The 18,748-nt window shown below is 69.9% G+C and carries 20 protein-coding genes; 11 read left to right on the forward strand and 9 right to left on the reverse strand.

Features of this window, described 5'->3' with window-relative positions; all coding sequences use genetic code 11:
- Window positions 1-6: 6 nt before the first annotated feature.
- Window positions 7-1,350 carry a hemolysin family protein gene (locus ACZ6WN_RS23150; RefSeq protein ID WP_465867959.1) on the forward strand — a complete coding sequence of 448 codons (1,344 nt, stop codon included), beginning with the start codon at window positions 7-9 and terminating at the stop codon, window positions 1,348-1,350.
- Complete coding sequence (locus ACZ6WN_RS23155) at window positions 1,334-1,669, forward strand: cytidine deaminase (RefSeq protein ID WP_465867960.1); 336 nt, start codon at window positions 1,334-1,336, stop codon at window positions 1,667-1,669. The genes ACZ6WN_RS23150 and ACZ6WN_RS23155 overlap by 17 nt, the downstream gene beginning before the upstream one ends.
- Window positions 1,670-1,684: 15 nt before the next feature.
- Here ACZ6WN_RS23155 and ACZ6WN_RS23160 read toward each other — a convergent pair whose 3' ends face one another.
- Window positions 1,685-1,975, reverse strand: a complete 291-nt coding sequence (locus ACZ6WN_RS23160; RefSeq protein ID WP_465867962.1) for a hypothetical protein — start codon at window positions 1,973-1,975, stop codon at window positions 1,685-1,687.
- A 122-nt stretch (window positions 1,976-2,097) separates the two neighbouring features.
- Here ACZ6WN_RS23160 and ACZ6WN_RS23165 point away from each other — a divergent pair, with 122 nt between their 5' ends.
- From ACZ6WN_RS23165 to ACZ6WN_RS23180, 4 genes are all read left to right on the forward strand, one after another.
- Window positions 2,098-3,489, forward strand: a complete 1,392-nt coding sequence (locus ACZ6WN_RS23165; RefSeq protein ID WP_465867963.1) for an FAD-binding oxidoreductase — start codon at window positions 2,098-2,100, stop codon at window positions 3,487-3,489.
- Window positions 3,486-4,790: a class I SAM-dependent methyltransferase gene (locus ACZ6WN_RS23170; protein ID WP_465867965.1), complete on the forward strand. Its 1,305-nt coding sequence runs from the start codon at window positions 3,486-3,488 to the stop codon at window positions 4,788-4,790. Before ACZ6WN_RS23165 ends, ACZ6WN_RS23170 begins: the two co-directional genes overlap by 4 nt.
- Before the next feature lie 84 nt (window positions 4,791-4,874).
- Entirely contained in the window at window positions 4,875-5,411 is a 537-nt protein-coding gene (locus ACZ6WN_RS23175) for a pyridoxamine 5'-phosphate oxidase family protein (RefSeq protein ID WP_465867967.1), read from the forward strand.
- Window position 5,412: 1 nt separating this feature from the next.
- Window positions 5,413-5,772 carry a VOC family protein gene (locus ACZ6WN_RS23180; protein WP_465867969.1) on the forward strand — a complete coding sequence of 120 codons (360 nt, stop codon included), beginning with the start codon at window positions 5,413-5,415 and terminating at the stop codon, window positions 5,770-5,772.
- Window positions 5,773-5,802: 30 nt separating this feature from the next.
- On the opposite strand, the gene ACZ6WN_RS23185 is transcribed toward ACZ6WN_RS23180, so the two are convergent.
- The gene (locus ACZ6WN_RS23185; protein ID WP_465867971.1) at window positions 5,803-6,210 is read right to left on the reverse strand and encodes an isomerase; all 408 of its coding nucleotides are present in this window, start codon (window positions 6,208-6,210) and stop codon (window positions 5,803-5,805) included.
- 86 nt (window positions 6,211-6,296) lie between these two features.
- Here ACZ6WN_RS23185 and ACZ6WN_RS23190 point away from each other — a divergent pair, with 86 nt between their 5' ends.
- From ACZ6WN_RS23190 to era, 3 genes are read left to right on the forward strand one after another with little or no spacing between them, the layout of a single operon-like run.
- Window positions 6,297-7,091 carry a helix-turn-helix domain-containing protein gene (locus tag ACZ6WN_RS23190; protein ID WP_465867973.1) on the forward strand — a complete coding sequence of 265 codons (795 nt, stop codon included), beginning with the start codon at window positions 6,297-6,299 and terminating at the stop codon, window positions 7,089-7,091.
- Between the two features lie 50 nt (window positions 7,092-7,141).
- Window positions 7,142-7,921, forward strand: a complete 780-nt coding sequence (locus ACZ6WN_RS23195; protein WP_465867974.1) for a siderophore-interacting protein — start codon at window positions 7,142-7,144, stop codon at window positions 7,919-7,921.
- On the forward strand, window positions 7,918-8,865 hold the full coding sequence (gene era / locus ACZ6WN_RS23200) for a GTPase Era (protein WP_465867976.1): 948 nt from the start codon (window positions 7,918-7,920) through the stop codon (window positions 8,863-8,865). Before ACZ6WN_RS23195 ends, era begins: the two co-directional genes overlap by 4 nt.
- A gap of 23 nt (window positions 8,866-8,888) precedes the next feature.
- Here the strand turns inward: era and ACZ6WN_RS23205 are convergent, their stop codons facing one another.
- The 4 genes from ACZ6WN_RS23205 to ACZ6WN_RS23220 are packed head-to-tail and all read right to left on the reverse strand — an operon-like array spanning window position 8,889 to window position 11,504.
- Entirely contained in the window at window positions 8,889-9,734 is an 846-nt protein-coding gene (locus ACZ6WN_RS23205) for a septum formation family protein (RefSeq protein WP_465867978.1), read from the reverse strand.
- Window positions 9,735-9,736: 2 nt separating this feature from the next.
- Window positions 9,737-10,570 carry a septum formation family protein gene (locus ACZ6WN_RS23210; protein WP_465867979.1) on the reverse strand — a complete coding sequence of 278 codons (834 nt, stop codon included), beginning with the start codon at window positions 10,568-10,570 and terminating at the stop codon, window positions 9,737-9,739.
- A 47-nt stretch (window positions 10,571-10,617) separates the two neighbouring features.
- Window positions 10,618-11,106 (reverse strand): flavodoxin family protein, encoded by a 489-nt coding sequence (locus tag ACZ6WN_RS23215; protein WP_465867980.1) that lies wholly within the window; start codon window positions 11,104-11,106, stop codon window positions 10,618-10,620.
- Window positions 11,106-11,504: a pyridoxamine 5'-phosphate oxidase family protein gene (locus ACZ6WN_RS23220; protein WP_465867982.1), complete on the reverse strand. Its 399-nt coding sequence runs from the start codon at window positions 11,502-11,504 to the stop codon at window positions 11,106-11,108. Before ACZ6WN_RS23220 ends, ACZ6WN_RS23215 begins: the two co-directional genes overlap by 1 nt.
- Before the next feature lie 232 nt (window positions 11,505-11,736).
- Here ACZ6WN_RS23220 and leuA point away from each other — a divergent pair, with 232 nt between their 5' ends.
- Complete coding sequence (gene leuA, locus ACZ6WN_RS23225) at window positions 11,737-13,497, forward strand: 2-isopropylmalate synthase (RefSeq protein ID WP_465867984.1); 1,761 nt, start codon at window positions 11,737-11,739, stop codon at window positions 13,495-13,497.
- An 83-nt stretch (window positions 13,498-13,580) separates the two neighbouring features.
- Here leuA and ACZ6WN_RS23230 read toward each other — a convergent pair whose 3' ends face one another.
- Window positions 13,581-14,513 carry a DMT family transporter gene (locus tag ACZ6WN_RS23230; protein ID WP_465867986.1) on the reverse strand — a complete coding sequence of 311 codons (933 nt, stop codon included), beginning with the start codon at window positions 14,511-14,513 and terminating at the stop codon, window positions 13,581-13,583.
- Between the two features lie 68 nt (window positions 14,514-14,581).
- Here ACZ6WN_RS23230 and pdxR point away from each other — a divergent pair, with 68 nt between their 5' ends.
- The gene (gene pdxR / locus ACZ6WN_RS23235; protein WP_465867987.1) at window positions 14,582-15,958 is read left to right on the forward strand and encodes a MocR-like pyridoxine biosynthesis transcription factor PdxR; all 1,377 of its coding nucleotides are present in this window, start codon (window positions 14,582-14,584) and stop codon (window positions 15,956-15,958) included.
- Window positions 15,959-15,965: 7 nt separating this feature from the next.
- On the opposite strand, the gene ACZ6WN_RS23240 is transcribed toward pdxR, so the two are convergent.
- Both ACZ6WN_RS23240 and ACZ6WN_RS23245 read right to left on the reverse strand, forming a co-directional pair.
- A complete protein-coding gene (locus ACZ6WN_RS23240) occupies window positions 15,966-17,738 on the reverse strand; it encodes a serine/threonine-protein kinase (protein ID WP_465867989.1) in 1,773 nt (590 codons plus the stop codon).
- A gap of 113 nt (window positions 17,739-17,851) precedes the next feature.
- Window positions 17,852-18,652, reverse strand: a complete 801-nt coding sequence (locus ACZ6WN_RS23245) for an ion transporter (RefSeq protein ID WP_465867990.1) — start codon at window positions 18,650-18,652, stop codon at window positions 17,852-17,854.
- Between the last annotated feature and the right edge of the window lie 96 nt (window positions 18,653-18,748).

An 18,748-nucleotide genomic window follows, 5' to 3' on the forward strand; every position in this document is an offset into this window, starting at 1 on the left:
ACACCCATGGACGATGCGAGGCTGCTGATCGCAGCCGCAGTTCTGGTCCTCATCGCCGGCCTCTTCTCGGCCGCCGACGCCGCGCTCAGCGCCTTCTCCCGCGCCCGGGCCGCGGAGCTCGTCTCCGAAGGACGTGCCGGCGCCAAGCGCCTGGTGGCGGTGGTCGGTGACCCCGCCCGCTACCTCAACACGGTGCTGCTGCTGCGGCTGCTGTGCGAGATCGGGGCCACGGTGCTGGCCGCGCTGTGGGCCTACGACCTCTACCAGGGCCGCTGGTGGCCGACGGTGCTCACCACGACCGCGACGATGACCGTGGTCTCCTTCGTGGTCATCGGCGTCGGTCCCCGCACGCTGGGGCGTCAGCACCACGAGGGCATCGCCCTCGCGGTCGCCGGCCCGATCGGGGCGATCACCGCCATCCTCGGCCCCATCCCGAGCCTGCTGATCATGCTCGGTAACGCGCTCACCCCCGGCAAGGGCTTCCGCAAGGGCCCGTTCTCGACGGAGACCGAGCTGCGCGAGCTGGTCGACATCGCCGAGGCCTCCGACCTGATCGAGGCCGACGAGCGCCGGATGATCCACTCGGTCTTCGAGCTCGGCGAGACCCGTGCCCGTGAGGTGATGGTGCCCCGCGGCGACATCGTCTTCCTGGAGCGCCGCAAGACCCTGCGACAGGCGCTCTCGCTGTTCCTGCGCTCGGGCTACTCCCGGATGCCGGTGATCGACGACAGCCTCGACGACATCATCGGGATGGTCTACCTCAAGGACGTCGTCGCGCGAGACTTCGAGGCGCCGGAGGTCGAGACCACCCAGCGGGTCGAGTCGCTGATGCGCAAGCCGACCTGGGTGCCCGACTCCAAGCCGGTCGACGAGCTGCTGGCCGAGATGCAGCAGCACCGCCAGCACATCGCGGTCGTCGTCGACGAGTACGGCGGCACCGCCGGCCTGATCACCATCGAGGACATCCTCGAGGAGATCGTCGGCGAGATCACCGACGAGTACGACCTCGAGGACCGCGAGCCGCTCCACCTCGGCGACGGCTCCTGGCGGGTGCCCTCCCGCTTCCTGGTCAGCGACCTCGAGGAGCTCATCGGCGTCCCCGTCGAGGAGGACGACGTCGACTCCGTACGCGGTCTGATGGCCAAGCATCTGGGCCTCGTGCCGATCCCCGGGTCCGAGGTCGAGGCCCACGGGCTCTGCTTCGTGGCCGAGGAGGCTGCCGGCCGGCGGAACAAGATCGGTACCGTACGCATCAGCGCCGTCGTCCCGGCCGAGACCGAGGCCGACGACGAGGACGAGCACAGCGAGAAGTCGGACAGGAAGAAAGAGGCCCATGCCCGAGCAGAGTGAGCCCTCCGTGGAGGACCGCAAGCTGGTGACCCTGGCCCGCGCGACGCGCGCCCGCACCGGTGCGGCCGAAGGAGCAGCCGTACGCGACCTCGACGGTCGCACCTACGCCGCTGCCACCGTGGACCTGCCCTCGCTCCAGGTCTCCGCGATCGGCGTCTGCGTGGCGATGGCGGTGGCGTCGGGCGCCAAGGGCCTCGAGGCCGTGGTCGTGCTCGGCGAGGCCGAGGACGTCTCGGCGAACGACCTCTCGATCGTCAAGGAGTTCGCGGGCGAGGACGTCCCGGTCCTCGTCGGCGACCCGCGCGGCAACCTCCGCTGAGCCCCTGCGAGCCGCTCAGCGAGCGGCTCGGTGCCCGCCGGTCCCGCCGGACTCGGCGAGGAGGGGAAGGGTGCCGAGCTCGATGGTGACGTGGATCCCGTCCTCGTCACGGTAGGCGGTGAGGCCGTTCATGGTGGCCATGTCGACGCCCTTCTCACGCATGTGCACGACGATCTGGTCGATCGCCAGCGCGAGCCGGGCCTGCGAGACGGACTTGTTGCGCCACTTGACCTGGTTCTCGGTGAAGTAGGGGGTCGCCTTCTCGGCGAGCGTCGAGACAGCGTCACGATGGGCAGCACTGGACATGGGGACCCTCCAGGGTGCACGAGATGGGGGAGCTCGACGGGAGCAGTCGGCGCTTGTGACTGTAAGCGAACGAACGTGAAAATCGAAACCCGAGATCGCAGCGCGCGAGTAAAGTGCGTGGAGTGACGGGTGAGACTGGTTGGCAACGACACACCGAGGCCGTCGAGCGGCTGACGGCCTCCTACCGAAGGATTCCTGACGGCGCTCCCGTCAGGCTCGCCAAACGCACCACCAACCTCTTCCGGGCCCGGGCGGCGACCGATGCCCCCGGTCTCGACGTCTCCGGACTGGCTGGTGTGATCGAGGTCGACGCCGGAGCGGGCACCGCCGACGTCCAGGGGATGTGCACCTACGAGGACCTCGTCGATGCCACCTTGGCGTACGGGATGATCCCCTACGTCGTCCCGCAGCTGCGCACGATCACGCTCGGCGGCGCGGTGACCGGGATGGGCATCGAGGCCACCTCGTTCCGCAACGGGATGCCGCACGAGTCGGTGCTCGAGATGGACATCCTGACCGGGTCGGGCGAGATCGTCACGACCCGACCGGGGGAGGAGCTGTTCGACACCTTCCCGAACTCCTACGGCTCCCTCGGCTACGCCACCCGGCTCAAGATCAAGCTGGAGAAGGTGCCAGGCTACGTCGCGCTGCGGCACGTACGCTTCGACGACCTCGGTCTGCTCACGAAGACGATCGCGCAGATCACCGAGACCAGGACGTACGAGGGGGAGCGGGTCGACGGGCTCGACGGGGTCGCCTTCGAGCCGGGGGAGTACTACCTGACCCTGGCGACCTGGACCGAGCAGGCCACACAGGCGCCCAGCGACTACGGCGGCCAGCAGATCTACTACCGCTCGATCCAGCAGCTCTCCCAAGAAAACGGCGGAGTGGACCTCCTGACGACCTACGACTACCTGTGGCGCTGGGACACCGACTGGTTCTGGTGCTCGGGTGCCTTCGGGGCGCAGAACAAGTACCTCCGCAGGGTCTGGCCGCGCCGGCTGCGGCGCTCGGACGTCTACATGAAGCTGGTCGGCCTGGACCGGAGGTTCGGCATCGCCGACAAGCTCGACGCGCGTGCCGGACGGCTCCTGAGGGAACGGGTGATCCAGGACATCGAGGTCCCGGTCGAGAACCTTCCGGCGTTCCTGGAGTGGTTCGACGCCGAGATCGGGATGCGGCCGGTGTGGCTGTGCCCGCTGGTCTCCCGAGGGACGAACACAGGAGGGAAATGGCCGACCTACCCCCTCGAGGCGGGCCGGACGTACGTCAACGTCGGTTTCTGGGGCACGGTCCACGTCGGCCCCGGCGCCGTCAACGCTCCCAAGAACCGTGCGATCGAGACGAAGGTGCACGAGCTCGGCGGGCATAAATCGCTCTACTCCGAGGCGTTCTACGACAAGGATGTCTTCGACGCTCTCTATGACGGGGACAACCTCGCTGCCGTGAAGGCGAGGTATGACCCCGGCAACCGGTTGACCGATCTGTACAGCAAGGCGGTGAAGAGACTGTGAATCACATTGCAGAGACCATCAACGAACTCTTCGACGGTGGGCTCCCTATCAAGCTCACCGCGTACGACGGCAGCGTCGCCGGCGACAGGGACTCTCCCTTCGGGATGGAGATCCTCAACCCCCGCGGGCTCGCGTTCCTGCTGACCGCGCCGGGCGATCTCGGCCTGGCACGTGCCTACGTCAGCGGTGACATGGCCCTGCACGGCATCCATCCGGGCGACCCCTACCCGCTCCTGAACCTGATCCTGGACAAGACCGACTTCAAGCGGCCCAGTCCTCGGGAGACGGTCGAGATGGTGCGCGCGCTCGGGGTGAAGAACTTCGTGCCGCCCAAGCCACCGCCGCAGGAGCACCTGCCCGCCTGGCGGCAGCGGGCCGAGAATGTACGCCACCTCTCCGGTCGCGCCATCAGCGCGCTGCCGTGGACGCGACACTCGCCCGAGCGCGACGCCGACGCGATCCACCACCACTACGACGTCTCCAACACCTTCTACGAGTACGTCCTCGGCCCGTCGATGACCTACACCTGTGCCCTCTACCCGACCGATGACGCCACCCTCGAGGAGGCGCAGGCGGCCAAGTACGACCTGATCTGCCGCAAGCTCGGGCTCGAGCCCGGGATGCGGCTGCTCGACATCGGCTGCGGCTGGGGCGGGATGGTGCGCCACGCGGCTCAGCACTACGGGGTCAAGGCGCTCGGGGTCACGCTCTCGCGCGAGCAGGCCAGCTGGGCGCAGAAGGCGATCAAGGCCGATCGTCTCGACGACGTCGCCGAAGTGCGCTTCTCCGACTACCGCGACGTGGTCGAGGGGGACTTCGACGCGGTCAGCTCCATCGGGCTCACCGAGCACATCGGGGTGGCCAACTACCCGGCCTACTTCGGTTTCATCAAGGGCAAGCTGCGCGAAGGGGGCCGGCTGCTCAACCACTGCATCACCCGTCCCGACAACGTCTCGCGGGCGAACGCGGGGGCCTTCATCGACCGCTACGTCTTCCCCGACGGCGAGCTGATCGGCTCGGGCACCATCGTGTCCGCGGTCGAGAACACCGGCCTCGAGGTCCAGCACCACGAGAACATCCGGGTCCACTACGCCAAGACGCTGACGGCGTGGAACGACAACCTGCGCGACAACTGGGACGCCTGCGTCAACGAGGTCGGTCTCGGCACCGCGAAGGTCTGGGGCATCTACATGGCCGGTTCCCGGATCGGCTTCGAGCGCAACAACATCCAGCTCCACCACGTGCTCGCGACCAAGACCGTGGACGGTCGCTCGGGCTACCCCCTGCGGCACACCTTCTAGCTCGAGGTCGCGGCACTGTCGAAATGGCGGTGACTCCTTCGTGGAACAGGTGAAGAGTCTGAACCAGTCGAAGGAGACACCGCCATGGAGACCCACAACCTCGCTGAGATGTACGACGCCCCGCCGATGTCCTGGGCGGAGGTGACCGCTCGCCTGGACCAGGGCTTCGACCAGGGCCCCGGGTCGCAGGAGGGCGAGCCCGGGCGCTACACGACCTGGGTGAGCACGATCAACGCCGACGGAGGACCGCACGTGAACGCCGTCGGTGCGATCTGGCTCGACGGCAGCTTCTACCTGGTCACCGGGCCGGGGACGCGCCGCGGCCGCAACCTCGCCCGCGATCCCCGCTGCGCGCTGTCGCTCACGGTGCGTGAGTTCGACCTGGTCGTGGAGGGCCGCGTGCGGCGGGTCCTCGGCGACGAGCTCGAGCGGGTGGCGAAGCACTACCACGACGACGAGGGCTGGCCGGCCGAGGTCGACGGGTCGGGCGAGGCCCTCACGGCGCCGTTCAACGCGCAGAGCGCGGGCCCGGCGCCCTGGCACGTCTTCCGCATCGACGCCACCTCCGCGCACGCGGTGGCCACCGTCGAGCCCTACGGCGCGACCCGCTGGAGGTTCTGAGATGACCGACCTGTTCGCCGGCCTTCCGGTCACCGACCTCGCGCGGTCCGCCGGTTGGTACGAGGCGCTGCTCGGCGGCCCGCCGGCCTTCTACCCCAACGACGTCGAGGCCGTCTTCGAGGTGGTCGAGCACGGTTACCTCTACATCGAGGTGAGGCCGCAGATCGCCGGCCGTGGCTTCCTCACCCTCTTCGTCGACGACCTCGACGCCCGCCTCGCCGCGATCGCCGACCGCGGTCTGCGGCCGCAGTCGCAGGAGACGTACGACAACGGGGTCCGGAAGACCATCTTCCGTGATCCCGACGGCAACGAGATCGGGCTGGGAGGTGGCCCGGGCGGGAGCGGCGACGCTCCCGCCTGAGCAGGGTCGGGCCGGGCGGCCGAGGAACCCTCAGGCCTCCTCGTGGTGGGCGTCCGGATCGAAGCCGTCGGGGGCCCGATCGATGAACGCGGTGATCGCGGCGATCCGCCCGGCCCGGTCCAGGTCGAGCACGTCGGTACCTTCGGCGAACGAGCCCTCCTCCTTGCGGATCTCCCAGCGCACCCTGAGGTGCCCGTGGTGCGCGTCGGGCTCGGCGCGGGCCAGGAACGTGAAGTCACCGACGCCCTCGGCGAACTGGCGGGTGAAGTCGATCAGCGGCTCGAGGCCGGTGGTCTCGCCGATCGGAGTGGAGCGAGCGACGTCGGAGGCGAACAGGGTGGCGCCGAGGGTGCGCTGCTCGTCGGCGGGGAGGTTCCAGAACGAGACGTACGCCTCGGCGGTGGCGGCAGGTGAGAAAGGTGTGGTTTCAGTCGTCATGGCCATGACGATCCGCCTCTGCGCGAGCCCTGTCGATTACCTCCCGGGTAGTTGCCGCGCCGCGCTCCGCCCGGCAGCCTGAGGGCATGACAACGGCCCAGCTGAGCGTCGGTGAGCTGCTTCGTGACTGGCGCGAGCGGCGCCGTCGCTCGCAGCTCGAGGTGGCGATCGCGGCCGAGGTGTCGGCGCGTCACCTCAGTTTCATCGAGACCGGCCGGTCGGGTCCGAGCCGGACGATGATCGAGCGGCTCTGCGAGGAGCTCGAGGTGCCGCTGCGCGAGCGCAACCGGCTCTATCTCGCGGCGGGCTTCGCGCCCGTCCACCAGGAGCTGCCGCTCGACGACCTCGGGGCCGCCAGGTCCGCGGTCGAGGCGGTGCTCACCGCCCACGAGCCCTATCCGGCCTGTGCGGTCGACGTCCGCTGGGACGTGGTGCTGACCAACCGGCCGATGGAGCTCTTCCTGGCCCCGCTGCCGGACGCGCTGCGGCAGCCGCGGCTCAACATGCTGCGCGCGACCCTGCACCCCGACGGGCTGGCGGCGCAGGTCCGCAACTACACCCAGTGGCGAGCCCACGTCGTGGGCCGCATCCGTCGCCAGCTCGACCGCACCGCGGCCGAGGGGCTGGTCGAGCTCCTCAAGGAGGTGGAGGGCTATCCGGCGCCGCCCGGGGCCGACGTGGACGCGCCGGCGGTCACGGCGGGTGCCCTGCCGGTGCTGCCGTTGATGCTGCGTACGAGCCTCGGCGACCTGTCCTTCCTCTACGTCCTTTCCGTGATCGGCGCACCTCGCGACGTGACGGTCGACGAGATCGCCGTGGAGGCGATGTTCCCGGCCGACGACGCGACTCGGGAGGCTCTGCTCGCCATCGGCCAGGGGTGAGTGCGCCGCTGATGCGGGCGGGCCGCGGGTGCGCGGATAACCTTGAGGCGATGAGTGTCAAGGCCGAGCAGTACGCCGCGGAGGTGCTGCGGCGCGAGCAGATCACGCCCCACCTCGTACGCCTGGTGCTCGGCGGTCCCGGCCTGGCCGGCTTCGAGTCGACCGGGATCCCCGACGAGTGGGTCGGGTTGATCGTGCCCGGGCAGTTCCAGTCGCGCTACTACACCGTGCGGTCGTGGCGCGACGACGAGCTGACCCTCGACGTGGTCGTCCACGACGTCGGGCTGGTGACCGAGTGGGCCACCCGGCTGGACCCGGTGGGACAGACGGTCACGATCACCGAGCCCAAGGGCTCCTATGCCGAGCCCGACGGCGCGCAGTGGCTGCTGCTGGTGGGCGACCTGACCGCGATGCCGGCGATGGCGCGGATCGCCGAGACCACCACGCTGCCGACGCGGATCTGGGCGGAGACGCCGGACGACCTGCCCGGGTATCTCCCCGACGGCGTCGAGGTCACCTGGTCGGCGCCGCCCTCGGAGACGACCTCCGACCTGGCCGCGGCCGTGGAGAAGATCGAGTGGCCCGCCGGCGACGGCTACTTCTGGATGGCGGGTGAGTCGAGCCAGATGCGGGCGATCCGCAAGCATCTGATGCGGGAGCGGAAGCTCGACTCCCACGCCTACGACGTGATGGGCTACTGGCGCGGAGGCGGCCAGAAGCGACAGCCGCGCGCGGTCGATCCCGGACCGGTGTGGCGCGAGGGCAAGGCCCAGGGGCTCACCGACGAGCAGATCTGGCAGCGATACGACGAGCAACAGGAGCAACAGTGACCGAGCCGAGCCCGGCGCCGCCAGCACCAGAATTTCGGAGCGGCTTCGTGTCGTTCGTCGGACGCCCCAACGCGGGCAAATCGACCCTGACCAACGCGCTGGTCGGCACCAAGGTGGCGATCACCTCCGACAAGCCACAGACGACCCGCACCGTGGTCAAGGGCATCGTCCACCGCCCCGACGGCCAGCTGATCCTCGTCGACACCCCGGGCATCCACCGGCCGCGTACGCTGCTCGGCGAGCGGCTCAACGACCTGGTCGAGGCCACCTGGACCGAGGTCGACGTGGTCGCGATCTGCTTCCCGTGCAACGAGAAGATCGGCCCCGGTGACCGCCGGATCGCGGAGAACGCCAACAAGCTCAAGAAGGGCATCAAGCGGGTCGCGGTCGCCACCAAGACCGACCTCGCCACCCCCGAGCAGATCGGCGAGCACCTGATGTCGATCCAGAACCTCGGGGTCGAGCTCGGCATCGAGTGGGCCGAGATCGTGCCGGTCTCCAGCGTCGGTGGCGACCAGGTCGACCTCCTCGCCGACCTGCTGATCAAGCTCCTCCCCGAGGGACCGCCGCTCTACCCCGACGGCGAGCTCACCGACTCTCCCGAGGAGATCATCGTCGCCGAGCTCATCCGCGAGGCAGCCCTGGAGGGCGTACGCGACGAGCTCCCGCACTCCATCGCCGTCGTCGTCGAGGAGATGCGCCTGCGTGAGGACCGCCCGGAGAACAAGCCGCTGATGGACATCCACGCCTTCCTGTACGTCGAGCGCGACTCCCAGAAGGGCATCGTGATCGGCCACAAGGGCTCACGGCTCAAGGACGTCGGTCAGCGCGCCCGCCTGCAGATCAAGGAGCTGCTCGGGATGCCGGTCTATCTCGACCTGCACGTCAAGATCGCCAAGGACTGGCAGCGGGATCCGCGGCAGCTGCGCAAGCTCGGTTTCTGAACACGAGCCGACTCGGCACGCAATCAGCTAGGCGCCCAGCAGATCCCGTAGTTCTGGCCGCCCTCCCACTGCTCGGCGCTGGGGAACTCCCAGGACCACTCGTACTTGAGCGGGTCGTCGGCGACCTCGGCGGCAGCGGCCTTGCAGTCCTCGGCGCCGGCGCTGTTGACCTTCGACTCGCCGGGGTACTTCCCGGAGCCGAGGTCGATGACCGACAGCGCCCGCCAGGTGTGCTTGAGGGAGCAGGGGACGCGCTTGAAGGAGTCGGACTTCGGTGAGGCGGTGCCGCACATCCGGAACGGCTCGGCGGTCTCGGAGTCGCCCAGGACGCCCTTCATGTTGCCCTTGAGGGTCATCAGGGCCTTGGGGCCGGCGATGCCGATGACGTCGCAGCGGAACCAGTTGGCACCGGCCTCGGACTCCTCGATCGTCGGCGTGAACCAGACCGGGCGCAGCATCGAGAGCCGCAGGTCGTCGGCGTCGCCACCGAGATACTTGGTGACCTTGTTGGGGCACGCCTCGGCGACCTGGGCCGCGACCTGCTCGGAGTCGACCGCGACGAGGTGACCGTCGACGACGTTCTTCAGCCGGCCCACGGCGTACGTCTGGGTGGTGTGCTTGCCCTTGCAGGTGACCGCGGTGCCGCCGGCGGTCGGGGCCAGCGCCTCGTCGTAGGTGAGGTTGTAGCAGGCCCCCTCCTTCGGGGAGGGCGCTGCCGAGGCAGAGGGCGACGGAGGCGCCGAGGAGGGTGACGGGGCCGACTTCGGCTCGCCGCCGCCGCAACCGGCGAGGGCCAAGGCCCCGACGACGACGAGAGCCCCCCACAGCGGCGCCGCCCGCTTCGGGCTCCGCTTCAGCGTCTCTGGCATGCTCACTCCTCGGTCACCGCCCAGCAGACCGCCCAGCGGTTGCCGGCGTTCCACTCCTTCTCTCCGAACCATGTGTACCCGTAGTCGAAGCTTTCCGGGTAACCCAGCCAGGCCTGGACCGAGCCCTTGCAGTACTGCGAGGCCTTCTTCTTGGACTCCGCGACGCCGAGGAACTTGGTCTTGTCCTCGCCCAGCTTGATGGTCGTCACCGCGCGCATCTGGTGCGGCTCGGAGCAGGGCACCTTCGCGGAGGCGACGGTCTTGCCCTCGGCGCACACCATCCACCGGTCCTCGACGTCCTCGACCTTCTTGACCTTGAGGAGGTTGCGGGTGGTGGTCGGCAGGTCGACGTACTCGGCGCCCTGCTGGCCACCGCCGACCACGTCGCAGCGGATCCAGCGCGCGCCTTCGTCCCAGGCCTTCTCCGACGGGCCGAAGTAGACGTGGGAGAGCATCGAGCGCATCAGCAGCGACTGGTCGGAGCCGACGTACTTCTCCAGCAGCTTGCGGCACTGGCTGAAGGCCCACTCGTTGACCTTCTCGTCGCCGTACTCGGCGTCCTTGAACTCGTCCGGGAGCGGTCCGGCGCCGAAGGTCTCGGCGTTGTGCGGCTCGTCGCAGGCGACGTACTTGTCGAAGTTGTAGGCCTCGGCGACGTCCTCGTGGGTGAGGTTGCGGCACTTGCCGACCTCGGGCAGCGCGGTCGAGTCCACCTGCTTCGGGTCCTCGCCCTCGGCAGCCGCCCGCTCACCGCCGCACCCGCTGAGCGCGAGGGCGGCGAGCACCACGATCAGGAGCGACAACGAAGTCGTACGTCTGGGGGTATGGCCGATCACGGGGATCGACTCTACTTGCGAATCCATGAGCGAGCCGAAAGGACAGATCAGGCGAGGACGGCCGCCAGCGTGGCTCCCAGCTCGTACGCCGCCTCGAGGTGCGCGTCCTCGACGTCTCCCAGGACGTCGAGGATGTCGTAGGCCTGGGCCCAGCCGAGCGCGCCGACGATGGACTGCACCGAGCGGATCGCGCCGGTGGTGTCGTAGCGGCCGTGGACGTAGAGGCCGTAGGGCCGCTTCGCGGTCTCTCCGGCGGACTCACCGGCTGCCCCCGACGGGTCGAGCGCGCCGCCGACGGCCAGGAAGGTCGAGTCGAAGAAGTGCTTCAGGGCGCCCGACATGTAGCCGAAGTTGGCGCTCGTGCCGAGGACGTAGCCGTCGGCGGCCAGGACGTCGTCGGCCGTCGCCTCCAGCGCGGGACGTACGAGGACCTCGACACCCTCGATCTCGGGGTCGTTGGCGCCGGAGACCACCGCATCGGTCAGCCGCTGCAGCGACCGGGTGGGGGAGTGGTGGACGACGAGCAGCCGAGGCATCAGCCGTCAGCGGCCAGACGGCGGCCGGTGACCTCTTTGGGGTGCAGCCGCACCCACAGCGGACGCGGCCCGGCCGGCCAGGTGTGGAGGTCCTTGACGGCCTCGGGGATCTGGTCGTCGCGGTAGAGGATCTCCGCGCGGCCCTTGAACTGCACCGACCAGCCCACGTGGGTGTCCGGGTCGAGGTCGTCGACCAACAGGGCCACGGAGCTCTCGTCGACCTGCTCGGCCATCGAGGAGTGGGCCGAGGTGCGGATCCAGACCGATCTGTCGTGCACGAGATGGTTCACCGGCAGCACGACCGGACCGCGTGGCCCGTTCCAGCCGATCCGGGAGATCTGGGTGTCCGCCGCGAGCCGCCAGGACTCCTCGACCGTCAGCTCTTCGAGTTGGGCCACGCCCGTTCCTCCCCTTCGCCATCTCTTCCGCGTCACAGTACTTCGCTGTCTCAGTGTTCGAGGCTCATTCGACTGCGCGGCCAGTCTGCCAGTTCTGTTCTGTTATTGTTACCGAGTCATGATGCGCAGCCTCCTCCTTAGCTGCCGCAGCGGGGCCTGAGACAGCCGGACCCCCTCGCTGCGGAGGTTTGTCGTGCCCGGCCCTTCCGGACCAAGACACAGCGAGGACTCCATGACCAATCTGAGCAACTCCAGCAACCAGCAGAAGCCGTCGGGGATGCCGCACCAGCGCTACCGCGCGTTCGTGCCCGTCGACGTACCCGATCGCACCTGGCCCGCCAAGAAGATCACCAAGGCTCCGCGCTGGCTCTCCACCGACCTGCGTGACGGCAACCAGGCCCTGATCGACCCGATGACGCCCGCCCGCAAGCTGCGGATGTTCGAGCTGCTGGTCGCGATGGGCTACAAGGAGATCGAGGTCGGCTTCCCGTCGGCCTCCCAGACCGACTTCGACTTCGTGCGCAAGCTGGTCGAGGAGGACCGGATCCCCGATGACGTACAGATCTCGGTCCTGACCCAGGCCCGCGAGGACCTCATCTCGCGCACCGCCGAGTCGATCGCCGGCGCCCCGCGCGCCACGATCCACCTCTACAACGCCACCGCCGAGCTGTTCCGCCGGGTCGTGTTCAACGTGACCCCGGAGGAGTGCATCGGGATCGCGGTGCGCGGCACCGAGATGGTGATGAAGTACGCCGAGGAGCACGTCCCCGAGCTGGTCGGCACCGAGGACTTCGGCTACCAGTACAGCCCGGAGATCTTCACCCAGACCGACACCGACTACGCCCTCGAGGTCTGCGAGCGGGTCTCGGACGTGTGGCAGCCGGAGGCCGGCCGGGAGATCATCCTGAACCTGCCCGCCACCGTGGAGATGTCGACCCCGAACACCTACGCCGACCAGATCGAGTACTTCGGCCGCGGGCTGACCCGCCGCGAGCACTCGGCCATCAGCCTGCACCCGCACAACGACCGCGGCACCGCGGTGGCCGCCACCGAGCTCGGCCTGATGGCCGGCGCCGACCGTGTCGAGGGCTGCCTGTTCGGCCACGGCGAGCGCACCGGCAACGTCGACCTGGTCACCCTGGGCATGAACCTCTTCTCCCAGGGCATCGACCCGCAGATCGACTTCACCATCGGCGGCGGCATCGACGAGATCCGCCGCACCGTCGAGTACGTCACCAACATCAACGTCCACCCGCGCCACCCCTACGCCGGCGACCTGGTCTACACCGCCTTCTCCGGCTCCCACCAGGACGCCATCAAGAAGGGCCTGGAGGACCTCGACCGTCTGGCTGCTGAGGCCGGGAAGGACGTCAGCGAGATCCCGTGGGAGGCGCCCTACCTGCCCATCGACCCCAAGGACGTCGGCCGCACCTACGAGGCCGTCATCCGGGTCAACAGCCAGTCCGGCAAGGGCGGTGTCGCCTACCTGCTCAAGACCGAGCACTCCCTGGACCTGCCGCGTCGCGCCCAGATCGAGTTCTCGCGCGTCGTCCAGCAGCACACCGACACCGAGGGCGGCGAGGTCAGCCCCGAGGAGATCTGGTCGATCTTCTCGAAGGAGTACCTCGAGCGCGAGGAGCCGTACGCCCTGGAGAGCTGGTCCTCGGTCACCGACGCTGAGGGTGGCGACGAGCAGATCGTCGACCTCCGCGTCCGTGGTGAGCAGCGCACCTACAAGGGTGTCGGCAACGGCCCGGTCGCTGCGTTCGTCGACGCGCTGAAGGAGGCCGGCGCCGAGATCCGGGTCCTCGACTACGCCGAGCACGCCCTCTCCGCCGGTGGCGACGCGGCCGCGGCTGCTTACGTCGAGTGTGAGATCGCCGGCGAGATCGTGTGGGGCATCGGCATCCACGAGAACATCGTCACCGCCTCCTTGCGGGCCGTCGTCTGCGCGGCCAACCGCGCCCAGGCGGTCACGATCCCGCGCGGCTGATCGCTCCGGCCGCCCAGGGGTAACACGGTGTTCGCCCGGGTAGCAGCGTGCTGCAGCAGGCTGCTACCCGATGTAACACCGTGTTACCCCTTGCGTGGCCGCCCGCTCAGCCCGATCGCCAGGCCGATGGCGACCACCGCCGTGCCCAGCCAGACCATCGGGCCGGGCACGGCGCCGTGGAGCGGTACGCCGAGGGCAGCCGCGGCCACCGGCACGACCCCGGTCAGCAGGCCGGCGCGCCCGGAGCCGAGGCGCCGGACGGCGGTGAACCAGAGCAGGAACGCGAGCGTGGTGACGACCGCGGCCAGGTGGAGCGCCGCGAGGAGGTCGACGGTGTCGAGGGCGGTGACGGCGGCCGGTCCCTCGGTCGTGACGCCGATGATCGCCATCCCGGCGGTGGCCATCCACACCGAGTGGAACGAGACACCGAAGGCGCCCAGACGGGCGAGGACGGGCACCGCCAGGAGCGTGAAGCCCGCCTCGCAGACCAGGACCAGCAGCGCGTAGCCCACCCCTGCGGCATCGGTCCTCCCGAAGCCCTCGACCACGACGGCGCCCGCGGTCACGACCATGGCCCCGACGATCACGGTGCGAGCCGGGAGGGTGCGGGTCGCGACCGCCGGGACGATCGCCAGCAGCATCGGGACCGCGGCGACGGCGACGCCGATCACTGCCGGCTCGGCGTGGGCGACACCGCGGACGACGCCGACGTTGAAGAGCACCAGGCCGGCGGTCGCCACCCCGGCCAGCCAGAGCCACTCGCGACCGCGCGGTCGTGGCACCCGCCAGCCGGTGACGCGTGCGACCGCCAGCAGGAGCAGGGCGGCGAGGGCGTACCGGACGGTCTGCAGGGTGAACAGCGGGGCATCGGTGATCGCGGCGGAGACGGCGACGCTGCTGCCGACGCAGGCCATTCCGGCAGCGGCGAAGACGACGCCGAGCAGGGCGCCGCGGTGGGTCGCCGCTCCGATAGTGGCGTCGGTGGTGGCGGGTGCGGGGAGGGCTTCGGTGGTCACGTCTACGAGGTTCGCTCCGATCTTGGTCTGGCCGACAGATCCAAACCGGGCGTGGCAGAGTGGACCAAGTGACCGGCGCGGACTTCTTGCAGCTCGACCCGGCCGGCGTTCCGGCCGGTGGGCTGGCGAGCTGGCTCACCGGTGCGCTGCGCGACGCGGTCGCCGACGGCCGGCTCGCGGTCGGGGCCCGGGTGCCGGCATCGCGCACCCTCGCCACCCAGCTCGGGGTCTCGCGCGGGGTGGTGGTCGAGGCGTACCAGCGGCTCACCGACGAGGGGCTGCTCTCGGCGCGCAGCGGCGGCGGCACGCGCGTCAGCGCCGTCCCCGGAGCCGTACGCCGCCTCGGTGCCGCCACCCGGCTGCCGACTCCCGATCTCGACCTCTCCCCGGGAGTGCCGGACCTCTCGGCGTTCCCGCGGGCAGCCTGGGCCAAGGCGTCGCGGGAGGTGCTCGCCGAGATCGGCAGCGCCGACCTGGGCTACGGCGACCCGCGCGGCGTGCCGGCCCTCCGGGAGGCGCTCGCGGTCTGGCTGGGCCGCACCCGCGGTCTGACGGTCTCGCCCGACGAGATCCTGGTGATCAACGGCGTCGCCCAGGGGCTCGTGCTCCTGGCGCGCTGGCTGGAGGAGCGCGGCAGGACCACCATCGGCTTCGAGGAGCCCGGTTCCTACGGCGCGCGCGTGCATCTGCAGCGGTGGGGGATGACGACGGTCCCGGTGCCGGTGGACGCCGACGGACTGGACGTCGCGGCGCTCGGCGCCAGCGGTGTCGACGCCGTCGTGGTCACCCCCGCCCACCAGTTCCCGACCGGGGTCGTGCTCTCTCCGCAGCGGCGCCGGGAGCTGGTCGAGTGGGTTCGGGCGGTGCCGCACCGGCTGGTGATCGAGGACGACTACGACGCCGAGCACCGCTACGACCGGCCGCCGGTCGCGGCCGTCAAGGTGCTCGCACCCGACCGGGTCGTCCACCTCGGCAGCGTCTCCAAGACGCTCGCGCCGGCGATGCGGATCGGGTGGCTGGTCGCCCCGTCCGGCATGCAGGAGGAGCTGGTCGAGGCTCGCTACTGGCTCGACCTCGCCAGCCCGGCACTACCCCAGATCACCCTGGCGCGGATGCTCACCTCGGGTGCCTTCGAGCGACACCTGAGACTGGTCCGGCACCGGCACAAGGCAAGGCGCGACGCCCTGCTCGAGGCGCTCGCCGAGCACCTGCCGGCCGTTCGGATCCGCGGCGTCGCGGCCGGGCTGCACGTGCTGGCGACGCTTCCCGACGGCGTCGACGACACCGCTGTCGCCACGGCCGCGCTCGAGGCGGGCATCGCCGTGCACCCGTTGAGCCGGCACCGCGAGGGTGCGGGTCCGCCCGGCCTGGTGATCGGCTACGCGGCGACGACCCCGGACCGCCTCCGGGAGGCGGTCAAGCGGCTGGCGCCACTCATCTCCTAGAAGTCTTCTAGGAGCCGACGTCGTACTTGGCGCACAGGCCCAGGCGGCTGCCGGCCATCCACGCGGTCTTGAACGGGGCCTTGAACATCGTCGCGTCCGTCGGGCAGCCGCCGATGCCCTGGACGTTGGTGTCGCTCTGCTCGGGGTAGGCGTCGCCGGTCATCTCGAAGGTGTCGACGACGATGTAGTCGTGGGTGGTCCCGCACCGGACGATCTTGTCGATCTTGCTGTCGACGCAGGCCCGCAGGTCGGCCGGGAACGGGTCGGGGACCGGGTCCTCGGGCAGGTCGATCATCGGGGCGCCCTGGACCGTCACCCCGACGTCGCACCGGACGTAGCGGTCGCCGTCGTTCCAGGTGGCCTCCGAGGGCCAGTACCAGCTCACGATGTAGGCGGTGCGGGCCAGCGTGTCGGGATGCAGCCCGAGCCCCGTCTCCAGACGGGTGAAGCAGGCGGCGCCGGCGGCCTCGTTGTCGTTGTAGGTCTTCACGTCGGTGGCGACGTGGAAGGTGTAGAGCGTGTGCGGCTCGGCGCAGTCGACCGGCTCGGTCTCGTCGACGAACTCGGTGGCTGCGGCGTAGTCGAGATCGCGGCACTCGCCGGCCTCGGGTACGCGACTTCCGCCGTTGGTCACGACGAAGATCAGCCCGCCGATCAGCCCGATGACCACGAGCGCGGCCAGGCCACCGACCAAGAGGCCGGTGCGCTTGCGCTTCGGCGGGTGCTGGGTCGCGATGCCGGTCGGCACCGTCGTGGGCTGGTCGAACGGCGACCCGGTCGGAGGCCCGGTCGGTGGGCCGCTGGGCGGGCCGCTGGGCCGGCCGCTGGGCGGTCGGCTGGGCGGGCCGACGGGCGGCACGTGGGATGCCGACTTCTGCCACGGGGACGTCGAGGATGTCGAGCCGGGCGGCGGAGGCTGGGACACGGAACGAGACGGTGGCCCCGGGGTGGCGCGGGCTCCCGCGACCGCACCGCGGAGACCGTCGGCGAACGAGCGCGCGTCCGGCCAGCGGTCCTCGGCCCGAGGCTCCAGCGCGCGGGCGATGGCCTGACTGATCGGGGCCGGGAGGGGGCGTACCGAACCGGCCTCGGGCACGCGGGAGGTGAGCCCGAGAGCGGGGGCGGGGGAGCGGCCGGCGAGCAGGGCCCAGGCGACCGCGCCGAGGGCGCGTACGTCGGCGCGGTGGTCGATCGGCAGCGACGGGTCGAGCTGCTCGGGCGCCATGTAGGACGGGGTGCCGATGTCGCGCGTGACCTCGTTGAGCGAGTCGAGCGAGCGGGCCACGCCGAGGTCGGCGATCATCACCCGGCGAGCGCCGGCGGTGCCGCCGGAGGTCTCGGAGGTGAGCAGCAGGTTGGCGGGCTTGATGTCGCGGTGGATCACCCCGCGAGCCTTCAGCGCCATGAGTCCGTCGGCCGCCTGCGCGACGATGTCGGCGACCTCGTGCACGTCCAGACCGCCCGGGGAGCCCTTGAGCAGGTCCGCGACCGAGCCGCCATCGGCGTACGACATCACGAAGAACGGGATGCCGGTCGAGGTCTGGCCGATGTCGTAGACGCGCACGACATGGGGTGAGTCGACCGAGCGGAGCAGCCGCGCCTCCTGGAGGAAGCGCTTGTGGATCTCCGGGTTCGAGACCCAGCCGGGGGAGAGCGCCTTGACCGCGACATGGGAGTCGAGATCGGGGTCGTAGTAGAGCCAGACGGAGGCGAACGCACCGGCGCCGATGTGGCGGATCTGCTGCAGCCGCCCGAGGTTGGTCGGGAAGGTCGCGCTCATCGCTCCCGACCCCGAGAGCCTTGCCGGTGAGTCATGCCCGAATCATGCCCTGGATCGGGCGACCGAGGCGGCGGTGACACCAGGTTCTGCCGGTTTCGCAAGTAAATCGAGACCTACTTCCCGAAGCGTTCCTTGTCCCGCTTGACGGCGGCGTGCTTCTCCGAGCCGATGTTCTCCCGCAGCTCCTGGGCGGACTCGCGGATGGCGTCGGAGATGATCTCGTGGACTCGCGGGTCGGCCAGGCCCTGGTCGACAAGGCGCAGCACCGTGTCGGCCACGAGCCGGACGACGTCGTCGTGGAAGGGGAGATACCTCAGCTTCCCGGCCGCCTGGTCCTGACGGATGAGGTCGATGATGAGCGTGTCGATCTCGGCACGGTTCTCCTCGATCGCGGTGGAGATGTGCCGGGTGTAGTTGCCGGTCTGGATCACCGCGATCACCTCGTCGAGCACCGCGACCGTGATCGGCTTGCGGATCGCGTCGACGATCGATCCGGAGAACCTGCCCACGACGTACGCCGAGACCCGGTCGCCGAAGGCACGGTCGGCCACCCGCATCAGCCGCGCGAAGATGACCACCAGCCGCAGCAGCCGGAAGGCGCGGAAGGCCGGGTTGGAGAGCGGGATCATGCCGATGATCTCGTACCAGTAGAGGCCCAGGAACTTCCAGCCCAGGCCGGACCTGACCCAGCGGACGCAGAACTCGAGGAAGAAGATCCCGCAGATCACGTAGTCGGCGATGATCACCCGGTCCTCCCAGACCGGGGGTACGTCCCAGAAGGTGACCCAGACCAGCAGGCCGACCGAGATGATCGCGAGCGCCAGCATCAGCCAGTCGACCAGGTTGACCGGCGGCGACGACGCGGCGCCCGGCTCGCGGTCGTCATGGCGACGGTCGATGCCCGAGGAGCTCATGGTGGGCACCATAGGAGACACGTCCACCAAAGCAGGTCAGCCACACGCGTCGTTGCCATCATGTGGGCATCGTTCTCGGTCTGTCGCTGCCGCGGT

The organism is Nocardioides sp. NPDC054178 (genome assembly GCF_055585005.1).